The organism is Hyphomonas sp. (genome assembly GCF_041398465.1).
In the GTDB taxonomy this organism is placed as follows: Bacteria; Pseudomonadota; Alphaproteobacteria; order Caulobacterales; family Hyphomonadaceae; genus Hyphomonas.
Map to the genome: position 1 here is coordinate 340,173 of NZ_JAWKUS010000004.1, position 15,844 is coordinate 356,016.

Below are 15,844 nucleotides of genomic sequence, written 5' to 3' on the forward strand. Positions count from 1 at the left end.
GGCGGGGCGACCGGCTATTTGTTCGCGTCGCGGGCGGCGTAATAGGCGCCGTCCGAAATGGTCGACCAGCCGCGCATCAGCTTCAGGGATTTCTCGAAACTCTCATAGATGCGCTTCTCGAGGCCGTCCTTGCCGGAGGCGGCACGTACGTCCCACGCCGCTTCGGCCATCGCGCTGACGACTTCCGGCGGGAAGCTGCGCAGCTGCACGCCATGCTCGTTGACCAGCAGGTCGAGGTGAACCGAGTTCTGGTAGGTGAATTCGCCGAGCGACGTGTGGTTCACGCTTTCGCAGGCGGCCTTGATGACGGCTTGTTCGCCGGGCGAGAAACTGTCCCAGACGCGGCGGTTGATGCCGCAGGCGAGGCTGGAGCCCGGCTCGTGGAAACCGGGGCCGTAATAGTAGGGCGCCTCACGGTAGAAGCCGAGATAATAGTCGTTCCACGGGCCGACCCATTCGGTCGCGTCGATGGCGCCGGTCTGCAGCGACTGATAGATCTCGCCGCCCGGAATGGAGATGGACGAGCCGCCGAGCGCGCGCAGCACATCGCCGCCCTGACCCGGAATACGCATTTTCAGGCCGACGAGGTCGTCCAGGCTGTTGATCTCTTTGCGGAACCAGCCGCCCATCTGGTGGCCGGAGTTCGCCGCCTGGAAAGACTTCACGCCGAACTGGCCGGACAGCTCGTCCCAGAGTTCCTGTCCGCCGCCGAAATCGATCCAGCCCATGATCTCCTGAGCCGACATGCCGAAAGGCACGGCGGTGAAGAAGGGATAGGCCGGGGATTTGGCCGTCCAGTAATATTCGGCGCCATGGTACATGTCGGCCGAACCGTTCGCGACCGCGTCGAAACATTCGAACGCCGGGACCAGTTCGCCCGCGGCAAAGACTTTCACCTCGATGACGCCGTCGGTCTCGGCCATTATGCGGCGGGCGACGCGCTCTGCCGCTTCGCCGAGGCCCGGCAGGCCCTTCGGCCAGGTCGTGACCATGTTCAGCTTGCGCCGGTTGCGGCTGATCGCCGGGGTGCCGGCGAGCGGCGTGGTGCTGGGATTGGCAAAGGCAGCTGCTGCGCCGCCAAGGCCGAGCACGCCCGCGCCAACGAGGTTACGTCTGTTGATCATGCGTTTCCTTCCCCATTACCCGTCAGGGTGCCCCGGACCCGGTCTCTTCACGGACCTATTCGTCGTCGCGGAGCAGCCTCCAGCGGTCTCCGTCGAGTACTTCGAGCGGTTTGTAACGGCGCTTGTAATCCATTTTCGGGCTGCCCTTGACCCAGTAGCCCAGATAGATGTGCGGCAGGCCAAGGTCCTGCGCGAGCCGGATATGGTCCAGGATCATGTAGTGACCGAGCCCGCGGCTCTCCAGATCCGGGTCGAAGAAGGTGTAGACCATCGAGAAGCCGTCGCGCAGCACATCGGTGATCGAGCAGGCGACTAGCCGGGCGTCTTCCTCCGGCCCGTCGCGGTATTCGAAGATATGGCTTTTCACCGGGCTGCCGCCGACCATGGCGGCATAATCGCGATAGGACATATCCGACATGCCGCCGCCTTCGTGACGGGTCTGAACGTAAGCTTTCAGCAAAGCGTATTGTTCGCGTGTCGGCTCGGCATCGACCTCGCGGCGCACAAGATCGCCATTGCGCTGCATGGCGCGGCGGTCATTGCGGGAGGGGATGAAATCCCGTGTCGGCACCCGGACGCTGCGGCAGGCATTACAGCGCGGGCAGGCCGGGCGGTAAGCGATGGTCTGGCTGCGCCGGAAACCCGACTGGCTGAGCAGATTGTGAACCAGATCCGATTCGGTGATCGAGAGATTCGTGAACGCCTTGCGCTCTTTACGGCCCGGAAGATACGGACAAGGGCTCGGATTCGTTACGTAAAAACGCAGCGAACGCTCCAGACCGGGGGGCAGGCTCTTCGAGTCCGTAAATTTCATGCCTCAGACACTACACTTACAGATCGAACCGCCAAGGGGCGAAGAGCGTAAACACGCACCAAAGCACAAAAACGAGCGGTCCACCGAAGCGGACAAAGTCCCCGAAGCGGTAATGTCCGGGCCCCATGACCAGCATATTCGTCTGATAGGCGATCGGCGTCGCGAAACTGCAATTGGCACCGTAAATCACGGCCAGCAGGAAAGGCAGCGGGTCTGATACATTCAGCTCATGTGCCGCGGAAAGCGCAATCGGCGAAAACAGGATGGCCGTGGCGGCATTCGAGAGCAGGTTGGTCAGGATGGCGACCGCCAGGAACAGCGCCGACAGGACAGCCAGCGTGCCGAAGGGTGAGGCGACATTGACGACGGCATGCGCAATGAAGGATGCCGCGCCGGTCTTCTCCAGTGCCAGGCCCATGGCGAGGGCGGCGCCGATGACGAGGAAGATGCGCAAATCCAGCGAACGGCTGGCCTGGCGGTAGTTCAGGCAGCCCGTGAGCAGCATGGCCACGGCGCTCAGCACCGATGCGTGAAGGATCGACAGCAGGCCGGAAGCCGCGCTGATGACGAGGGCCAGCGAGATCACCCGCGCGGCCAGCGCCTTGGTGGTCAGCGGGATTTCGGTCTGCGACCATTCCAGCAGGATCAGGTCGCGGCTCTGGCGCAGTTCCAGGAAGGCGTCCGGCGGGCCGCACAGCAGCAGCGTGTCGCCCGATTCGAGGCGGATCTCGCCGAGCTTGGTGCGGATCATGCGGCTGCGGCGCTGGATGCCGAGCGTAACGGCGCGGGTGAGACGGCGGAAGCCCAGCATCTCGACCGTGCGGCCGACCATCCGCGAGCCAGGGGCAATGACCGCCTCGGTCAGCGACAGGCGGCGCGGGCGGCCGCTATCGTCCATGTCACCGCCGGCAGACTGCCAGACCTGCTGCAGGAAATCCGGCTGGCGGGCGAGGACGTTCTGGATGGCCGCGCGCGTGGCCGCCACAATGACGAGGTCTCCGGGGCGCAGCTTGATGTCTTCATAGGGAGGCAGGACAGCGCGTTCGCCGCGCTGGATCATGCGCACAGTCATGTCGGGCAGGTCGAGGAACATGCCAGCGACGGGTTTTTTGCCTTCCAGGAAGTGGCCTGGGGTGACTTCGATCTGGGCGAGGAACTGCTTGGATGAGGTCGAGGCGATGTCCTCGGTCAGGCCTTCGCGCACCGGCAACAGGAAGCGCGAAAAGACCAGCAGGTAGATCATGCCGGCACCAGCCAGGATGAGGCCCATCGGCGACTGGTCGAAGAAGCCGAGCTGGCGGCCCTCGATCCGGTCAAACGCCTCAGCCGCCAGCAGGTTGGTCGAGGTACCGATCAGCGTCGTCATGCCGGCGAAGATGGAAATGAAGCTGAGCGGCATCATCAGCTTCGACGCCGAGGATTTCATCCGGTGGGCGATGGCGCTCATCACCGGCAGGAACATGATGACGATCGGCGTATTGTTGACGAAGGCGCTGATCGCGAAGACGGCGAGGAAGGCAAGCAGCAGCGTCATCCGCGGACGCCGGTCATAGCCCGACAGCAGCGCCTTGGTCGGGCCTTCGAGGGCACCGGTCTGGAACAGGCCCTGTCCGACAACCAGCAAGGCCATGATGGTGATCAGGGCCGGATTGCCGAATCCGGAGAGGAGGTCCTGCGCGCTGATCGGCGTGCCGTCCTCCCCATGCGCGCCGGGCAGGGTGAACAGGACCAGCAGCGCGGCGATCACGCAGACGGAGACCAGCTCCATCGACCAGCGGTCGAGCATGTAAAAGCAAATGGCTGCAATGACGACGCCGAGGCTCGCCCACATAGGCCAATGTGTCAGGAATTCTGCGAGCATCAGGGCTCCGGGACTTTCTGGTGTAGCCCCCGGAAACCGGAGGGCGTTAACCCTCTACTTGGACCAGTATGCTGACCCGCCGGTTAACGGGCAAGTGGGGCTGAGCGGAGATTAGGGGCTGTGTATCGGCCAGACCGGCGACGCCGCGAATACGGTCCGCCGCGACACCTGTGGCCTCGAAGACGCGGCGGGCCTCATTGGCACGGTCCGAAGACAGCTCCCAGTTGGAGTAGCCGGGGGTGAGGCTCGGGAAAGCATCGGTATGGCCTTCGAGCGTAAGTGTACCCTCCGTACCGGCCAGCACGGCCGCAGTTTCGCGGGCAAGGGCAAGGCCGGTTTCGGTGAAGCGGCCATCGGCGCGGTCGAACAGGGGGCGTTCGGCGGTGTCGACAAGATCAATGCGGATGCCGTCTGCTTCTTTTGCCAGCACGACGCTGGAACCGGCGGCGACAAGGGCCGGGTTCTCGCTGAGCGCGCTGAAGATGCGGTCGGCTGCCGAGGGGCCGGATTGCACCGCGACGGCGGTGGCGGCGTCGGGTGTCCGGTTATGGAAATAGTCGGCGATCTCGGCACGGTCATCGGCGGACACGCCGCTGATCAGCCACATCAGGAGGAAAAACGCCATGAGCGCGGTCAGGAAGTCGGCATAGGCCATCTTCCAGGTGCCTGCCTTTCGGGCGGGCGCGACGGGCATTCTGCCCGCGCCTTGTGAAGAGTAAGTGGCATAAGCCATCTGCTCGCTCGAACCCTCTCCTTCTGAGTGGTCTGCCTGTATTAGCAGGCCTTGGTGAAGGTCAGGTCACGCCAGACGGTGGGATTTCGATGAAATTCGATCGAAATTACCGGGGATCAGAATGGGGCTGCGAGGATCGCTTTCAGCGCTTTCCAGATGTCGCTGGAATATTCGAGCAACGCAATAAACCCAGCCACCCTAAGTCCGATCCGAACTTCCCGGTCCGGATGGAATATCCAGTGACGAATATCCCACCATCTGATCTTTCGCGCGAAGAGGTCGAAGACGCCATCGACGCCGACTGAATTATCAGTGTTGTCGTCCTGATCACTGGCGCTTCCTTTTTTGAGAGCCGCCATCGTTTCGGGATCCAGGCGGATTTCGTTGGGTTGGGTTTTTTGCCAAACGGGGACGAGCCTGGCTTCGCCCCGATAGACTTTGCGCCCAGCTTCCCGGAACTCCACAATAAAGTAGCGTTTCGCGAAACGCTCATTGAGTTTTTCCGTTGCTGCTGTCGGACCCAAATTTTTGAGATCCTTCTGATCAAGTAGTTCCACCATCCGGTTGGGATGCAGCTTGATGGTCTTTGCGTCGTCGATAGCCCGGTGCGGAGCGGTCAGGTTGTAAGTGACAAAATGCGTGTCCAGCCTCTTGTACCGAAAGATCACGCTCGAAATGGCTGAAACCAGAACGGCGAAAATCACGCCGACGATCAAATGCCACACATTTATCTGAAGCACATTTTGCGAACAGTTGACGCCAATATTTGTCAAAGCGTCGCAAAATCCGCCCGGACCTTCAGTTATGGTACTCCACATTACCACCGCACCCCTTTAGTTATGGCGCTACTGGTGACGCAACGCTCCCGCCTTGTCCATCTTTAGGTGGGGGCGTCTGCTACGAAAAATTGGAGAATCGACATGGCACGCACGGCATTTCTTGGCCTCGGGGTGATGGGGTTTCACATGGCGGGCCATCTCGCCGCCAAGGGGCATGAGGTCGTGGTGTGGAACCGCACCCATGCCAAAGCCGAAAACTGGGCGAGCCAGCACAAGGGCGAAGTGGCCAGGGACCCGGCCTCTGCCGCTTTCGGTGCCGAATATGTCCTGCTATGCTTGGGGGATGACCCGGACGTGGCCGAAGTCTTTGCCGCCATGGAGCCGAGCGTGGCCGCGGGCATGGTCATCGTGGACCACACGACCGCCTCGGCAGATCTGGCGCGTGATCTCTACGCCCGCTGCAAGGCGAAAGGCGCGCATTTCCTAGACGCGCCGATCTCCGGCGGAGAAGCCGGTGCGCGCAATGGCGCCCTGACCATCATGTGCGGCGGTGATGACCCGACCTTCGAACAGGCCCAGCCCATCATGGCAGCCTATGGCAAGCGAATGACCCATATCGGCTGCGCAGGCTCCGGCCAGCTGGCCAAGTCCGTCAACCAGATCTGCATCGCCGGGATCGTTCAGGGCCTCGCCGAAGGCCTGCACTTTGCCGAGAAAGCCGGTCTGGACACAGCGGCCGTGATCGAGGCGATCAGCGGCGGCGCGGCGCAGAGCTGGCAGATGGAAAACCGCTGGAAGACAATGGTCGAAGATCATTACACGCACGGTTTCGCTGTCGACTGGATGCGCAAGGACCTCCGCATCACGCTGGAGGCGGCCCGTGACAATGGCGCGACGCTGCCGGTGACCGCTCTGGTCGATCAGTACTATGCCGACGTTCAGGCGATGGGCGGCAGCCGCTGGGATACGTCCAGCCTGCTCGCCCGCCTGAAGCGCTGAGGCCGGGGGCTTGCGGCGTCTCGACATTCATATGAGGGCAGACGAACGTCTGGACATTGTCCAGCGTGCCATCAAGGCTTCAGAGCCGGTTGACTATTATATCCTCGATACAGAGCAGAAGGACCGGAAGTTGATCTCCGTCTTCATTCGTGAAGGCATGGAGCAGACGCTGATGGACAATGTCCAGACTGCACTGGAGGGCGCGAAGGACTGGCGTATTTCCATCCTGCCGATCGAGGCGACGGCGCCGAAACTGGAAGAACCGAAGCCCGGCAAACAGGCGAAATCCACACAGGCGATGCGGGAGGAAATCTATTCCGACGTGGCAAGCGGTGCGCGATTTGACCGGAACTTTTTCGTCATGGTCGTCCTCTCCACCATTGTGGCGGCCATCGGCCTGAATTCGAACGGTGTAGCCGCCGTGATCGGGGCCATGGTGATCGCGCCGTTGCTGGGCCCGGTGCTCGGTTTCTCGATGGGGGCCGCGCTGGGTGACTTCGATCTGTTGAAGCGGGCATCCGTCACACTGGCGGCAGGCATCGGTACGGCGCTCGTCTGCTCACTGCTCTTGTCCTTCGTCCTGCCGATAGACCTGCAGAGCCATGAGTTGATGTCGCGCGCCGAGGTTCGCCTCGATGGCCTGGCACTCGCCATGGCGGCGGGCGGGGCGGCGGCCCTGTCTCTGACGCGAAGCCAGACATCGACGCTGGTGGGTGTGATGGTGGCCGCAGCCCTCCTGCCGCCCGGCGCAGCGGTGGGCCTGTTCATGGGGGCGGGGGAATGGCCACTGGCCCTTCGTGCCTGCCTGCTGCTGGCCCTGAACGTCGCGGCGCTGATCCTGTCGGCCCTGATCGTGTTCCGCTTGCGCCGCATCCGGCCGCGTTCCTGGATCGAGCAGAAGCATGCGAACAGGGCGGTGCTATTGAATGCCCTTTTGTCGGGCTTTGTGCTGGTCGTCTCCATTGCGCTGATACTTTATCTTGATCTCGGCAACAAAGTATCGATCGGGTAATCCGGAACAGACACCGGCAGAGACTCCATGACTGACACGACCCGATTCCGCTCACGGATTGCAACGGAAGACGATATCCCTGCGATCATCGAACTGATGCGCGCCTCCATTGCGGTCAACATGCGGGCCTTCCTGTCCGAACCGGAGATCAAGGCCGCGCAGGAGACGATGGGCGTCGACCGCAGTCTGATCGCCGACCGGACCTATTTCGTGATCGAGGCCGATGAGGGGGGTGAAACGGTCATGGTGGCCTGTGGCGGCTGGGGCAAGCGGCGCACGCTGTATGGCGGCGATCATTCGCCGGGGCGGGACGACCGCCTGTCCGACCCGGCAACCGACGCGGCACGGATTCGCGCCATGTACACCCATCCGGACTGGATCCGTCTGGGCCTCGGCACGATGCTGCTGGAGCTTGGCGAAGGCGCCGCGCGGGATGCGGGATTCCGGACAATCGAACTCGGCTCCACCGTGCCGGGGCGTCCGCTCTACGAGGCGCGCGGCTATGAAGCTTTCTTCACCGAGCACCACACTGGCGCGAATGGCGAGCGCAACACCGTAATCCACATGCGCAAGCCGCTGTAAGCGGTCGGGGCGGGCGGGTTTACATCCGGGCCTGACCTTCTAGGTTGGGGGCGAGACCCCCAAAGCACCCGCGAGAGCGACGCGGCCTTTGATGACCCATACCCCACCGAAAAGATTGGATTTATTATGACGCAGGTCAAAAACGGCGACACCGTCAGCATTCACTATAAAGGGACGCTGAACGACGGCACGACCTTCGACAGCTCTGAAGGGCGTGATCCGCTGGCGTTCCAGGTCGGTTCCGGACAAATCATTCCGGGCCTCGATTCGGCCATCCCGGGCATGGCGGTCGGCGACAAGAAAACCGTCAACGTGCCATGCGACCAGGCCTATGGCCCGGTCAATCCGGATATGCGCCAGCAAATTCAGCGCACGGAGATTCCGGCCGAGATCCCGACCGAAGTCGGCACGCGCCTCCAGATGCAGGCCCAGAATGGCCAGGTCATCCCGGTTGTCGTGGTCGACGCCAATGAAACCACGATCACGCTGGACGCAAACCACCCGCTGGCCGGACAGGACCTGACTTTCGCCATCGAACTGGTCGAAATCAAACCGGCCGCCTGAGGCGAATTCTGCCAAATGAAAAAGGGGGAGAACGGATATCCGTTCTCCCCCCCTTTTTTGTGTTGTTTTCGGATGTTTATTCCGCAGGAACGGCCGTGAACTCTTCTTTCCAGGCCGTCATTTCCTTGCGGTTGTCGTGGTCCCACGGGTGGAAGCCCGGCTTGAACCAGGACAGCCAGGTTTTCCAGCCCTTGCCGAACAGGGACGGCTTCTTCCAGAGGAAGGCCTTCACGGCGCGGTCGGCGTCTTCCTGCGTGTAGCCATCGGCCATCAGTAGGTCTGCTGCGTAGCCCGCAATATTGCCCGTGAAATTGCTGGTGATGATCAGCATGGACATGCAGCGGCGATAGTAGCGCTTGATCGGTGACAGGTCTTTCGTCGCTTCGAGGAACACGTCATAGGCAACCGCCTTGTGCTCGGTCTCTTCCATGGCATGCCAGCGCCACAGCCGTTCCAGCGCCGGGTCGGTCTTGCTGAACAGCTGGCCGTAATCGGTTTCGAGGTCCATCATCAGGTCCGCCATCATGGCGGTGAAGTGTTCGAGGCAGATCGTGGCGATCAGCATACGGAACCGGCCGCCATCATAGGCGAACTTCACTTTCTCGCGGATCTTCGCCTCGATGGCATCGACCGGGTATTTCGTGCGGTCGATCTTGTTGTTCAGCAGGTGATGCTCGCGCGAGTGAATGGCTTCCTGGCGGATGAAGTCTTTCACATCCTGCGCCAGCTTGCCGGAGACCTCGTCCTTGTAGGCCTTCACCGCGTCGATGAACATGCGCTCGCCATCCGGGAAGGTCAGCGACATGGCGTTGAACACGGCCGTGGCGACCGGATCGCCGTCCAGCCACGGGCCATTATCGGCGGCGGCCATGTCAAAATGCAGGTCGCGGGGCAGAATCGTTACATCTTCAGGCGTACGCTTGGTCGTCATGGTGCTAGGAACCCTGGGGAAATATCTGGACAACAGTCTTATGCTGATAAATAACACTACTGACAAAAATGTCAATAAAGAGTAACGACACCCCGAGAATCCGGCGCAGTCCGGAAGAGTCCCGCGCCAACATCCTGGCGGCGGCGGAGATGTTGCTCGTGGAAAAGGGGCCGCAATCGCTGCGGCTGGCGGACGTGGCCAAGGCGGCAGGCGTCGCCAATGCCACTGTTCTGCACCATTTCGGGTCGATCGACGCGGTCCAGCAGGCGCTGATGGAACGGATGATCGGCGAGCTTGTCGACAGCATCCTGGCCATCGACATCCCGGCCGATGCCCCGACCGAAGCGCGTGCCGTCGGCTTGAAGACGCTGTTCGATGCGCTGGAAACGCCGGGCGCGGCACGCCTTGCCGCGTGGCTGGAACTGACGGACGAGACGAGCCGCCTGACCGTCGTGCGCGAAGCAGTTCGTGAAGTCGCTCAGAAAAAGATCTCGCAGGCCGGTGTGCCCGAAGACGTCGCCGAAGACATGATCCTGCTCAGCGTCACGCTGGCGCTCGGCGTCGGCCTGTTCGGCCCGTCACTCGGCAAACTGATCGGCAAGCCGGAAGGGCGGGCACGGGAGCTGACGCTCCAGATGCTGCTCGCGAATTTTCAGCGGCTGGTGGGGTGATTAGTACCCCTCGAAGAACTGCTCATCTCCTCGCTGGTTGCGGGTTGCCCAGCGCAGCTTGCTGAGTAACGACCGGCGGGGCCTCCGGCCGAGATGAGGCAGGTCGGCGGAAAGGCGCTTGCGTGCCTTGTTGAATGCTGCGGGAGAGGCGTAGACGGCCGCGATATGATCGCTGAGGCTTTTGTCTCGCAACGCTGGATCTGTGGCGGTTTCGATGGCGGGTAATTTCAGGTAGTGGCGAATCCAGTGATTGCTTTCGAAGGCTTCCTGCCATGCCCGGTTGGAAGGGTGCATCTCTCCACCGCCCAACTGGCCGAGCAGTGCGTTGACTTCGGCCAGCTCGTTTGCCGGAATGCATGACATGTCCGGCAATCGCCCCGAAAAAGGGCCGACCAGCCTGCGGGGGAAATCCGAGAGCGGTGCGAAGCCCTTCTTCGCCCGCCTTTCGAGTGCCAGCGCAAAAGCCTGAACTTCCAAGACGATTTCGACGCGGCTAAAACAAAGCTCCGACGCCTGATAATAGCCCTTGTCCAGATTGGACAGGATCAGCTGGATGAGGTCGGATCCAGCCGCCCAGTCTTCCCGGCTTTCGACCCAATAGCCCGGATCCAGTTCCCAGAAAAAACGGGCGACGATGGCAAAGTCGCAATCCGGATTGTCCAGCATGACGGACCTCACCACTGACGTGGTGAAGTCATGGTTCATCTGTTTCACGAACATCAGCCAGACGTCCTGCGGCTGGGGATTCAGCCAGTTCGCAAGAGCGTCAAGACGAGCCTCTTCTGCCCGCTCGGCATCCTCGTCGAACGATTCATCATAAATCACAGTGCAGCCTCACGCATCAATCCGAGTGAGACTACCGGTAATTGTTTGTGTTTGGCTTAATCGCGGCGATGGAGTTCTCGGAATTACCCGTTCAGCACTTCCGCCGCCTTCTCCGCGAAGTACGTGATGATCCCGCTCGCACCCGCGCGTTTGAAGCACATCAGGCTTTCCATGATCACGCGGTCGCCGTCGATCCAGCCGTTCTGGGCGGCGGCCATGATCTGGGCGTATTCGCCGGACACCTGGTAGGCGAGCGTCGGCACGCCGAAGGTGGACGAGACGCGCTGCACAATGTCCAGATACGGAAGACCCGGTTTCACCATCACCATGTCGGCGCCCTCGGCGAGGTCGAGCGCGACCTCGCGCAGGGCTTCATCTGAATTGGCCGGGTCCTGCTGGTAGGTCTTCTTGTCGCCCGAGAGGGCCTGGGCCGAGCCGATGGCATCGCGGTACGGACCATAGAAGCCGGAGGCATATTTCGCGGCGTAGGACAGGATCATCATATTGGTGAAGCCCTCCTCGTCGAAGGCCTCGCGGATGGCGCCGATGCGGCCGTCCATCATGTCCGACGGAGCGACGACGTCTGCGCCAGCCTGCGCGTGGGCGAGCGCCTGTTTCACGAGCCGCTCCACCGTCGCATCGTTCGGGATGGTGCCGTCCGGGTCCAGCAGGCCGTCATGGCCGTGGCTGGTGTAAGCGTCGAGTGCGACATCGGTAATCAGGCCGACCCCGGGGGCGGCATCCTTCATGGCGCGGAGAGCCCGAGGCACGAGACCGTCCGGATCGAGCGCACCGGTGCCTTCCTCGTCTTTGCCCTCCGGGCCGATATAGGGGAAGAGCGCGATGGCCGGGATGCCGAGGCTTTCCGCCCGCTTCGCCGTCTTCGCCGCTTCCTCGACGCTCAGCCGGTCAATGCCCGGCAGGCTGCCCACCGGTACGCGGCCTTCGCCATCATGGATGAAGACGGCCCAGACAAGGTCTGCCGGGGTCAGCGTGTTCTCTGCGACGAGGCTGCGGACCCAGGGCGTCTGGCGCAGGCGCCGCATGCGGGTGTTCGGGAAGGATTGGGGAAAGTTTTTCATGGCCCAGTGAGTGCGCCAAAACGCGGCGGCTTACAACCAGCCAATCTTACGCACCATGAAACAACGCCGCGAGACGTCGAGACTCTCTGCCTGGATCTTCTCCAGGTCCAGCATCCAGTCGGCCATGTCCTTGCGCGGAATCTCGCGGAAACCCAGCTTGCCATAGAACGGCGCATTCCACGGAACGTCCCGAAAGGTAGAAAGGGTGACCTGCTTCAGGCGCCGCTGTTTTGCGACCTGCAGCACGTGCCGCACAAGTTCTCCGCCCAGCCCGCGGCGGCCATGATCGGGATGCACGCTGATCTGGTCGAGATAAAGTGTTCCGCCGCGGTGGGAGACGAGCGCAAAGCCCGCAGGCAAATCGCCTCCATTGCAGATTTTCAGCAGGTCACCCGCCTCGACTGCCTGCACCATCACGGTTTCCGGCACATGATCCTGCAGCGCTTCATCGGACAACAGGCCCGTCGGCGCGAACAGCTGGCCAGCGGCCAGGTCCACCTCGATCAGGCGTGCGATATCGTCCAGCAGCGCTGGCGCGATGTCGTATGCTGATTGGGTCCGCTGCATTGACAATACCGGTTACAAGAGGAATTCCCGACTCATTACTTGAGATAATCAAAAGGTGGAACCCATGAGTGCGTTGTTTTCCGACGAACAATTGATGATTCGCGATATGGCGCGGAAGTTCGCGGAAGAGGAATTGCTGCCGAATTCCGAGGAATGGGACCAGAACAGCCACTTTCCCGTCGACGTCATTCGCAAGGCGGCGGAGCTTGGATTCGCCAGCATCTATGTGAAGGAAGATGTCGGCGGCGCCGGCCTGACGCGCACCGACGCGGCCCTGATCTTCGAGCAGCTGGCCTATGGCGACGTTTCCACGGCGGCTTTCATCTCCATCCACAACATGGCGAGCTGGATGATCGACACATTCGGCTCCGACGCGCAGCGCCAGGAATGGCTGCCGCGCCTGACCAGCATGGAGCTGATCGCCTCCTACTGCCTGACCGAGCCGGGCGCCGGATCGGACGCCGCCAGCCTCAAGACGAAGGCTGTCCGCGAGGGCGACGAATACGTCATTTCCGGATCGAAACAATTCATCTCTGGCGCGGGAACGTCGGACATTTATGTCCTGATGGCGCGGACCTCCGACGATGGCGCCAGGGGCGTGTCGACTTTTATCATTCCGAAGGATGCGCCGGGTCTCAGCTTCGGCGCCAATGAGCGCAAGATGGGCTGGAAGAGCCAGCCGACGCGGCAGGTCATCCTCGACGGCGTGCGCGTTCCGGCGGCGAACCGCGTGGGCGAAGAAGGCCACGGCTTCAAATTCGCCATGGCGGGGCTCGATGGCGGACGCCTGAACATCGCGGCCTCAGCGCTCGGCGGGGCACAGCTCGCACTCGACAAGGCGCTCGCCTATGCGAAGGAGCGCTCCCAGTTCGGCAAGGCGATTGCGGATTTCCAGGCCACCCAGTTCAAGCTGGCCGACATGGAGACCGAACTTCAGGCCGCCCGCGTGATGCTCTACGAAGCTGCCGGACGGCTCGACCGGAAAGACCCGGCCGCCACCCGCTGGTGCGCCATGGCGAAGCGGTTCGTGACGGACACGGCCTTCAAGGTGGCGAACGACGCGCTGCAGATCCATGGCGGCTATGGCTATCTCGCCGATTATGGCGTGGAGCGCATCGTCCGTGACCTGAGAGTGCACCAGATCCTCGAAGGCACGAACGAGATCATGCGCGTCATCATCAGCCGGGACATGCTGAAGAGTTAGAGCGGCCCCGTATTCGCGAACTGAACATTACAAAAAATTGTGGCCTGCCTGAGTGGCGCAGGTTACTGTTTTTGCCGTAGTTTCATTGTCGTGGCTGGGGGAGCGCTGCTCTGATCGTCAGTGCAGTGTCCACGCAAGCCTTGAGGGATCCGTCATGTCGGTTGTCCGCGCAACTCTCGCAACCCTTTCGTTCCTGGCATTCGGCGCGTGCGCCAGTGCCCCGCCTAATCTCAACGATGACATGATCATTCCCGGCGAACGTGTCGGAAATATAGAGCTCGGCATGTCGCTCGCGGACCTGTTCGCGGTGAAGGGCACGCCGCACAAGACGATCCCCATCGCGGGAACGGAGGCGACCAGCTACAATTATCCCGGGCTGACTGTCGGCGCCGACGACAAGGTCTACTGGATCATCGCGCGCGATGCCCGCTACCGCACGCCGGCTGGCGTGACATTAGGCAGTGAGCAGATTTTTACGCGCAGCGTATACGGCACACCTAGATGCGTCGTCACGCGCGGTGACATCACCGTCTACGATTACAAAGACGTCTACTTCGAGGTCGACAACGACACCGGCAAGGTCAGCCAGATCGGCATCCAGAAAAATACGCAGACCTGCAACGGGAGCTGATTTCTCGGTCTGTGTCGTTTGCTGAGGTGGTGCTGCCCCATCGTGCCAGGCGTAGAGAAATCTAATGTTCCGCCTCAAGCTGGGCTTCAAATTGTGTCATGAAGGTTGGGCCATCGACGAAGTCGACATGGGAAACGATCTTTCCATCCACCTCACGCAGGGATACGGCAAAAGGCATCTCGAAATGAAAGACGCGTCCGGGAACACCCAGGGCGCGGCCGGCATTGTCAAAGATCAATATGCCATCAACCAGCGTGTCATGGCCGGATCGATACCGCGTCGATTCTTCAAATGAAATGTCCGGTATATCCGCAAAGACCTGGGTCAGGCCTTCGAGCACAGCTTCCTTTCCGTCAAACCAGCTGACGGAGTCGTGAAAATGTATGGTCTCGCTCATGTAAGGCGCCAGCCCGGCGATGTCGCCGGACAGGTAATGCTCAAGATACCGTTCGGTCACATCGGTCTCTGCGCATGCCGACGGTGTCAGAAGCGCGAAGCAAAAGGTAGCTGTCGCAGCAATCGCACTGAACCGCACAAGACTCATAACGTAACTCCCAGGCAGGCGCCCCGATCATCATGTGCACCATGAAACATGCTGCGTCTTTCATAAACCGCCGGATCAGCAGGAAATCAAAATTCCCGTCAATGGCGCGATTGCGTCTGGTAGGTGCTCAGCGGAAAAAGGCGGGCAGGACGTGAATGACGAGGTCTACCGAAAAGTGGGCCACCATCGCCGCAAGCAATCCGTGCCGCCAGTAACACCAGCCATAGAGGCTGCCGACGGCACAGTTCCCGAGGATCGTTCCCCAGATGGAAAACGGTGTTGCGGCATCAAAGGACGCGAGCTGGGGCAGGTGAGCCATGCCGAAGGCCACAGCCGTCAGAATGATGATGGACCACATCATGGCCGGGTGGGGATCGGCCTGCCCCAGCAAACGGGATATGCCCCAGACAAGAAGAGTCATCAGGCCCAATCTGAACCAGACTTCTTCTCCGACGGCTGCCGCTATCGAGACCAGCAGGCCGCCCACAGGACCGCGAAAGCCCAGTACGGGCATTTCCGGCGGAGAATAGGGCTGCAGCGCCAGCTTAAGCCCCACCATCGCGGCACCAAGCAGCAGGCCGAGAATACAGGCGAGCAGTGCACTTTTGATGAAACGCGATCCGGCACCGGGCACCTTGTCCAGCAGGTCCATCAGCAGGGGTGCCCCGAGGCCGGTGCGTTGTCCGAGGACCAGGCCCGACCATGCAAGGGGAAGCGTCACGAGCGACAGGACCAATGCGCTGGGCAGGATCACGGATGCCACGCTCCCGCCAGATTGGGCGACCCCATATGCGAGCCCCAGCAGCTGAGCCGTCAGCGTCATCGCCCACAGAATGACCAGCGGCGAGAGGACACAGCGGGAACCGGGGGCATCTGGTTTCATGAATCATCCAACTTGGTTTGCCCGATGAGTGGGCGGGC

General features: G+C 61.6%; 18 protein-coding genes. 7 read left to right on the plus strand and 11 right to left on the minus strand.

Features of this window, described 5'->3' with window-relative positions:
- Positions 1 to 14: 14 nt before the first annotated feature.
- From R3C98_RS14600 to R3C98_RS14620, 5 genes are all read right to left on the minus strand, one after another.
- On the minus strand, positions 15 to 1,124 hold the full coding sequence (locus R3C98_RS14600; protein ID WP_371314798.1) for a TRAP transporter substrate-binding protein: 1,110 nt from the start codon (positions 1,122 to 1,124) through the stop codon (positions 15 to 17).
- 55 nt (positions 1,125 to 1,179) lie between these two features.
- Positions 1,180 to 1,938 carry an arginyltransferase gene (locus R3C98_RS14605; RefSeq protein WP_371314799.1) on the minus strand — a complete coding sequence of 253 codons (759 nt, stop codon included), beginning with the start codon at positions 1,936 to 1,938 and terminating at the stop codon, positions 1,180 to 1,182.
- Between the two features lie 16 nt (positions 1,939 to 1,954).
- Entirely contained in the window at positions 1,955 to 3,799 is a 1,845-nt protein-coding gene (locus R3C98_RS14610; protein ID WP_371314800.1) for an SLC13 family permease, read from the minus strand.
- Positions 3,800 to 3,845: 46 nt separating this feature from the next.
- Positions 3,846 to 4,493, minus strand: a complete 648-nt coding sequence (locus tag R3C98_RS14615) for a flagellar motor protein MotB (protein ID WP_371314801.1) — start codon at positions 4,491 to 4,493, stop codon at positions 3,846 to 3,848.
- A gap of 155 nt (positions 4,494 to 4,648) precedes the next feature.
- A complete protein-coding gene (locus tag R3C98_RS14620) occupies positions 4,649 to 5,350 on the minus strand; it encodes a hypothetical protein (RefSeq protein ID WP_371314802.1) in 702 nt (233 codons plus the stop codon).
- A gap of 102 nt (positions 5,351 to 5,452) precedes the next feature.
- Between R3C98_RS14620 and R3C98_RS14625 the strand changes: the two genes are divergently transcribed.
- The 4 genes from R3C98_RS14625 (at position 5,453) to R3C98_RS14640 (ending at position 8,468) form a co-directional block, all read left to right on the plus strand.
- Positions 5,453 to 6,310 carry an NAD(P)-dependent oxidoreductase gene (locus R3C98_RS14625; protein ID WP_371314803.1) on the plus strand — a complete coding sequence of 286 codons (858 nt, stop codon included), beginning with the start codon at positions 5,453 to 5,455 and terminating at the stop codon, positions 6,308 to 6,310.
- A gap of 31 nt (positions 6,311 to 6,341) precedes the next feature.
- Positions 6,342 to 7,322, plus strand: a complete 981-nt coding sequence (locus tag R3C98_RS14630) for a TIGR00341 family protein (RefSeq protein WP_371314804.1) — start codon at positions 6,342 to 6,344, stop codon at positions 7,320 to 7,322.
- Positions 7,323 to 7,349: 27 nt separating this feature from the next.
- Entirely contained in the window at positions 7,350 to 7,904 is a 555-nt protein-coding gene (locus R3C98_RS14635) for a GNAT family N-acetyltransferase (RefSeq protein ID WP_371314805.1), read from the plus strand.
- A 126-nt stretch (positions 7,905 to 8,030) separates the two neighbouring features.
- Complete coding sequence (locus R3C98_RS14640) at positions 8,031 to 8,468, plus strand: peptidylprolyl isomerase (RefSeq protein ID WP_371314806.1); 438 nt, start codon at positions 8,031 to 8,033, stop codon at positions 8,466 to 8,468.
- A gap of 76 nt (positions 8,469 to 8,544) precedes the next feature.
- Here R3C98_RS14640 and R3C98_RS14645 read toward each other — a convergent pair whose 3' ends face one another.
- Complete coding sequence (locus R3C98_RS14645; protein ID WP_371314807.1) at positions 8,545 to 9,399, minus strand: metal-dependent hydrolase; 855 nt, start codon at positions 9,397 to 9,399, stop codon at positions 8,545 to 8,547.
- Positions 9,400 to 9,467: 68 nt separating this feature from the next.
- Between R3C98_RS14645 and R3C98_RS14650 the strand changes: the two genes are divergently transcribed.
- Positions 9,468 to 10,070 (plus strand): TetR/AcrR family transcriptional regulator, encoded by a 603-nt coding sequence (locus R3C98_RS14650; RefSeq protein WP_371314808.1) that lies wholly within the window; start codon positions 9,468 to 9,470, stop codon positions 10,068 to 10,070.
- Here R3C98_RS14650 and R3C98_RS14655 read toward each other — a convergent pair whose 3' ends face one another.
- From R3C98_RS14655 to R3C98_RS14665, 3 genes are all read right to left on the minus strand, one after another.
- Positions 10,071 to 10,895 (minus strand): DUF4274 domain-containing protein, encoded by an 825-nt coding sequence (locus tag R3C98_RS14655; RefSeq protein ID WP_371314809.1) that lies wholly within the window; start codon positions 10,893 to 10,895, stop codon positions 10,071 to 10,073.
- A gap of 83 nt (positions 10,896 to 10,978) precedes the next feature.
- A complete protein-coding gene (gene hemB, locus R3C98_RS14660; protein WP_371314810.1) occupies positions 10,979 to 11,977 on the minus strand; it encodes a porphobilinogen synthase in 999 nt (332 codons plus the stop codon).
- A 30-nt stretch (positions 11,978 to 12,007) separates the two neighbouring features.
- Positions 12,008 to 12,544 (minus strand): GNAT family N-acetyltransferase, encoded by a 537-nt coding sequence (locus R3C98_RS14665; RefSeq protein ID WP_371314811.1) that lies wholly within the window; start codon positions 12,542 to 12,544, stop codon positions 12,008 to 12,010.
- Between the two features lie 64 nt (positions 12,545 to 12,608).
- Between R3C98_RS14665 and R3C98_RS14670 the strand changes: the two genes are divergently transcribed.
- Together R3C98_RS14670 and R3C98_RS14675 are read left to right on the plus strand one after the other, a co-directional pair.
- Positions 12,609 to 13,748, plus strand: coding sequence for an isobutyryl-CoA dehydrogenase (locus R3C98_RS14670; RefSeq protein ID WP_371314812.1), 1,140 nt, complete (start codon positions 12,609 to 12,611; stop codon positions 13,746 to 13,748).
- A 154-nt stretch (positions 13,749 to 13,902) separates the two neighbouring features.
- The gene (locus R3C98_RS14675) at positions 13,903 to 14,379 is read left to right on the plus strand and encodes a hypothetical protein (RefSeq protein ID WP_371314813.1); all 477 of its coding nucleotides are present in this window, start codon (positions 13,903 to 13,905) and stop codon (positions 14,377 to 14,379) included.
- 61 nt (positions 14,380 to 14,440) lie between these two features.
- Here the strand turns inward: R3C98_RS14675 and R3C98_RS14680 are convergent, their stop codons facing one another.
- Both R3C98_RS14680 and R3C98_RS14685 read right to left on the minus strand, forming a co-directional pair.
- Entirely contained in the window at positions 14,441 to 14,923 is a 483-nt protein-coding gene (locus tag R3C98_RS14680; protein WP_371314815.1) for a nuclear transport factor 2 family protein, read from the minus strand.
- 127 nt (positions 14,924 to 15,050) lie between these two features.
- A complete protein-coding gene (locus R3C98_RS14685) occupies positions 15,051 to 15,806 on the minus strand; it encodes a CPBP family intramembrane glutamic endopeptidase (RefSeq protein WP_371314816.1) in 756 nt (251 codons plus the stop codon).
- Positions 15,807 to 15,844: the final 38 nt, after the last annotated feature.

Bases quoted from the DNA above. Each gene is read 5' to 3' on its own strand.
- R3C98_RS14645 (WP_371314807.1), bottom strand. From the start codon at position 9,399: ATGACGACCAAGCGTACGCCTGAAGATGTAACGATTCTGCCCCGCGAC.
- R3C98_RS14605 (WP_371314799.1), bottom strand. From the start codon at position 1,938: ATGAAATTTACGGACTCGAAGAGCCTGCCCCCCGGTCTGGAGCGTTCG.
- R3C98_RS14670 (WP_371314812.1), top strand. From the start codon at position 12,609: ATGAGTGCGTTGTTTTCCGACGAACAATTGATGATTCGCGATATGGCG.
- R3C98_RS14620 (WP_371314802.1), bottom strand. From the start codon at position 5,350: ATGTGGAGTACCATAACTGAAGGTCCGGGCGGATTTTGCGACGCTTTG.
- R3C98_RS14650 (WP_371314808.1), top strand. From the start codon at position 9,468: ATGTCAATAAAGAGTAACGACACCCCGAGAATCCGGCGCAGTCCGGAA.
- R3C98_RS14680 (WP_371314815.1), bottom strand. From the start codon at position 14,923: ATGAGTCTTGTGCGGTTCAGTGCGATTGCTGCGACAGCTACCTTTTGC.
- R3C98_RS14600 (WP_371314798.1), bottom strand. From the start codon at position 1,124: ATGATCAACAGACGTAACCTCGTTGGCGCGGGCGTGCTCGGCCTTGGC.
- R3C98_RS14630 (WP_371314804.1), top strand. From the start codon at position 6,342: ATGAGGGCAGACGAACGTCTGGACATTGTCCAGCGTGCCATCAAGGCT.
- R3C98_RS14615 (WP_371314801.1), bottom strand. From the start codon at position 4,493: ATGCCCGTCGCGCCCGCCCGAAAGGCAGGCACCTGGAAGATGGCCTAT.
- R3C98_RS14625 (WP_371314803.1), top strand. From the start codon at position 5,453: ATGGCACGCACGGCATTTCTTGGCCTCGGGGTGATGGGGTTTCACATG.
- R3C98_RS14675 (WP_371314813.1), top strand. From the start codon at position 13,903: ATGTCGGTTGTCCGCGCAACTCTCGCAACCCTTTCGTTCCTGGCATTC.
- R3C98_RS14665 (WP_371314811.1), bottom strand. From the start codon at position 12,544: ATGCAGCGGACCCAATCAGCATACGACATCGCGCCAGCGCTGCTGGAC.
- R3C98_RS14635 (WP_371314805.1), top strand. From the start codon at position 7,350: ATGACTGACACGACCCGATTCCGCTCACGGATTGCAACGGAAGACGAT.
- R3C98_RS14610 (WP_371314800.1), bottom strand. From the start codon at position 3,799: ATGCTCGCAGAATTCCTGACACATTGGCCTATGTGGGCGAGCCTCGGC.
- R3C98_RS14685 (WP_371314816.1), bottom strand. From the start codon at position 15,806: ATGAAACCAGATGCCCCCGGTTCCCGCTGTGTCCTCTCGCCGCTGGTC.
- hemB (WP_371314810.1), bottom strand. From the start codon at position 11,977: ATGAAAAACTTTCCCCAATCCTTCCCGAACACCCGCATGCGGCGCCTG.
- R3C98_RS14640 (WP_371314806.1), top strand. From the start codon at position 8,031: ATGACGCAGGTCAAAAACGGCGACACCGTCAGCATTCACTATAAAGGG.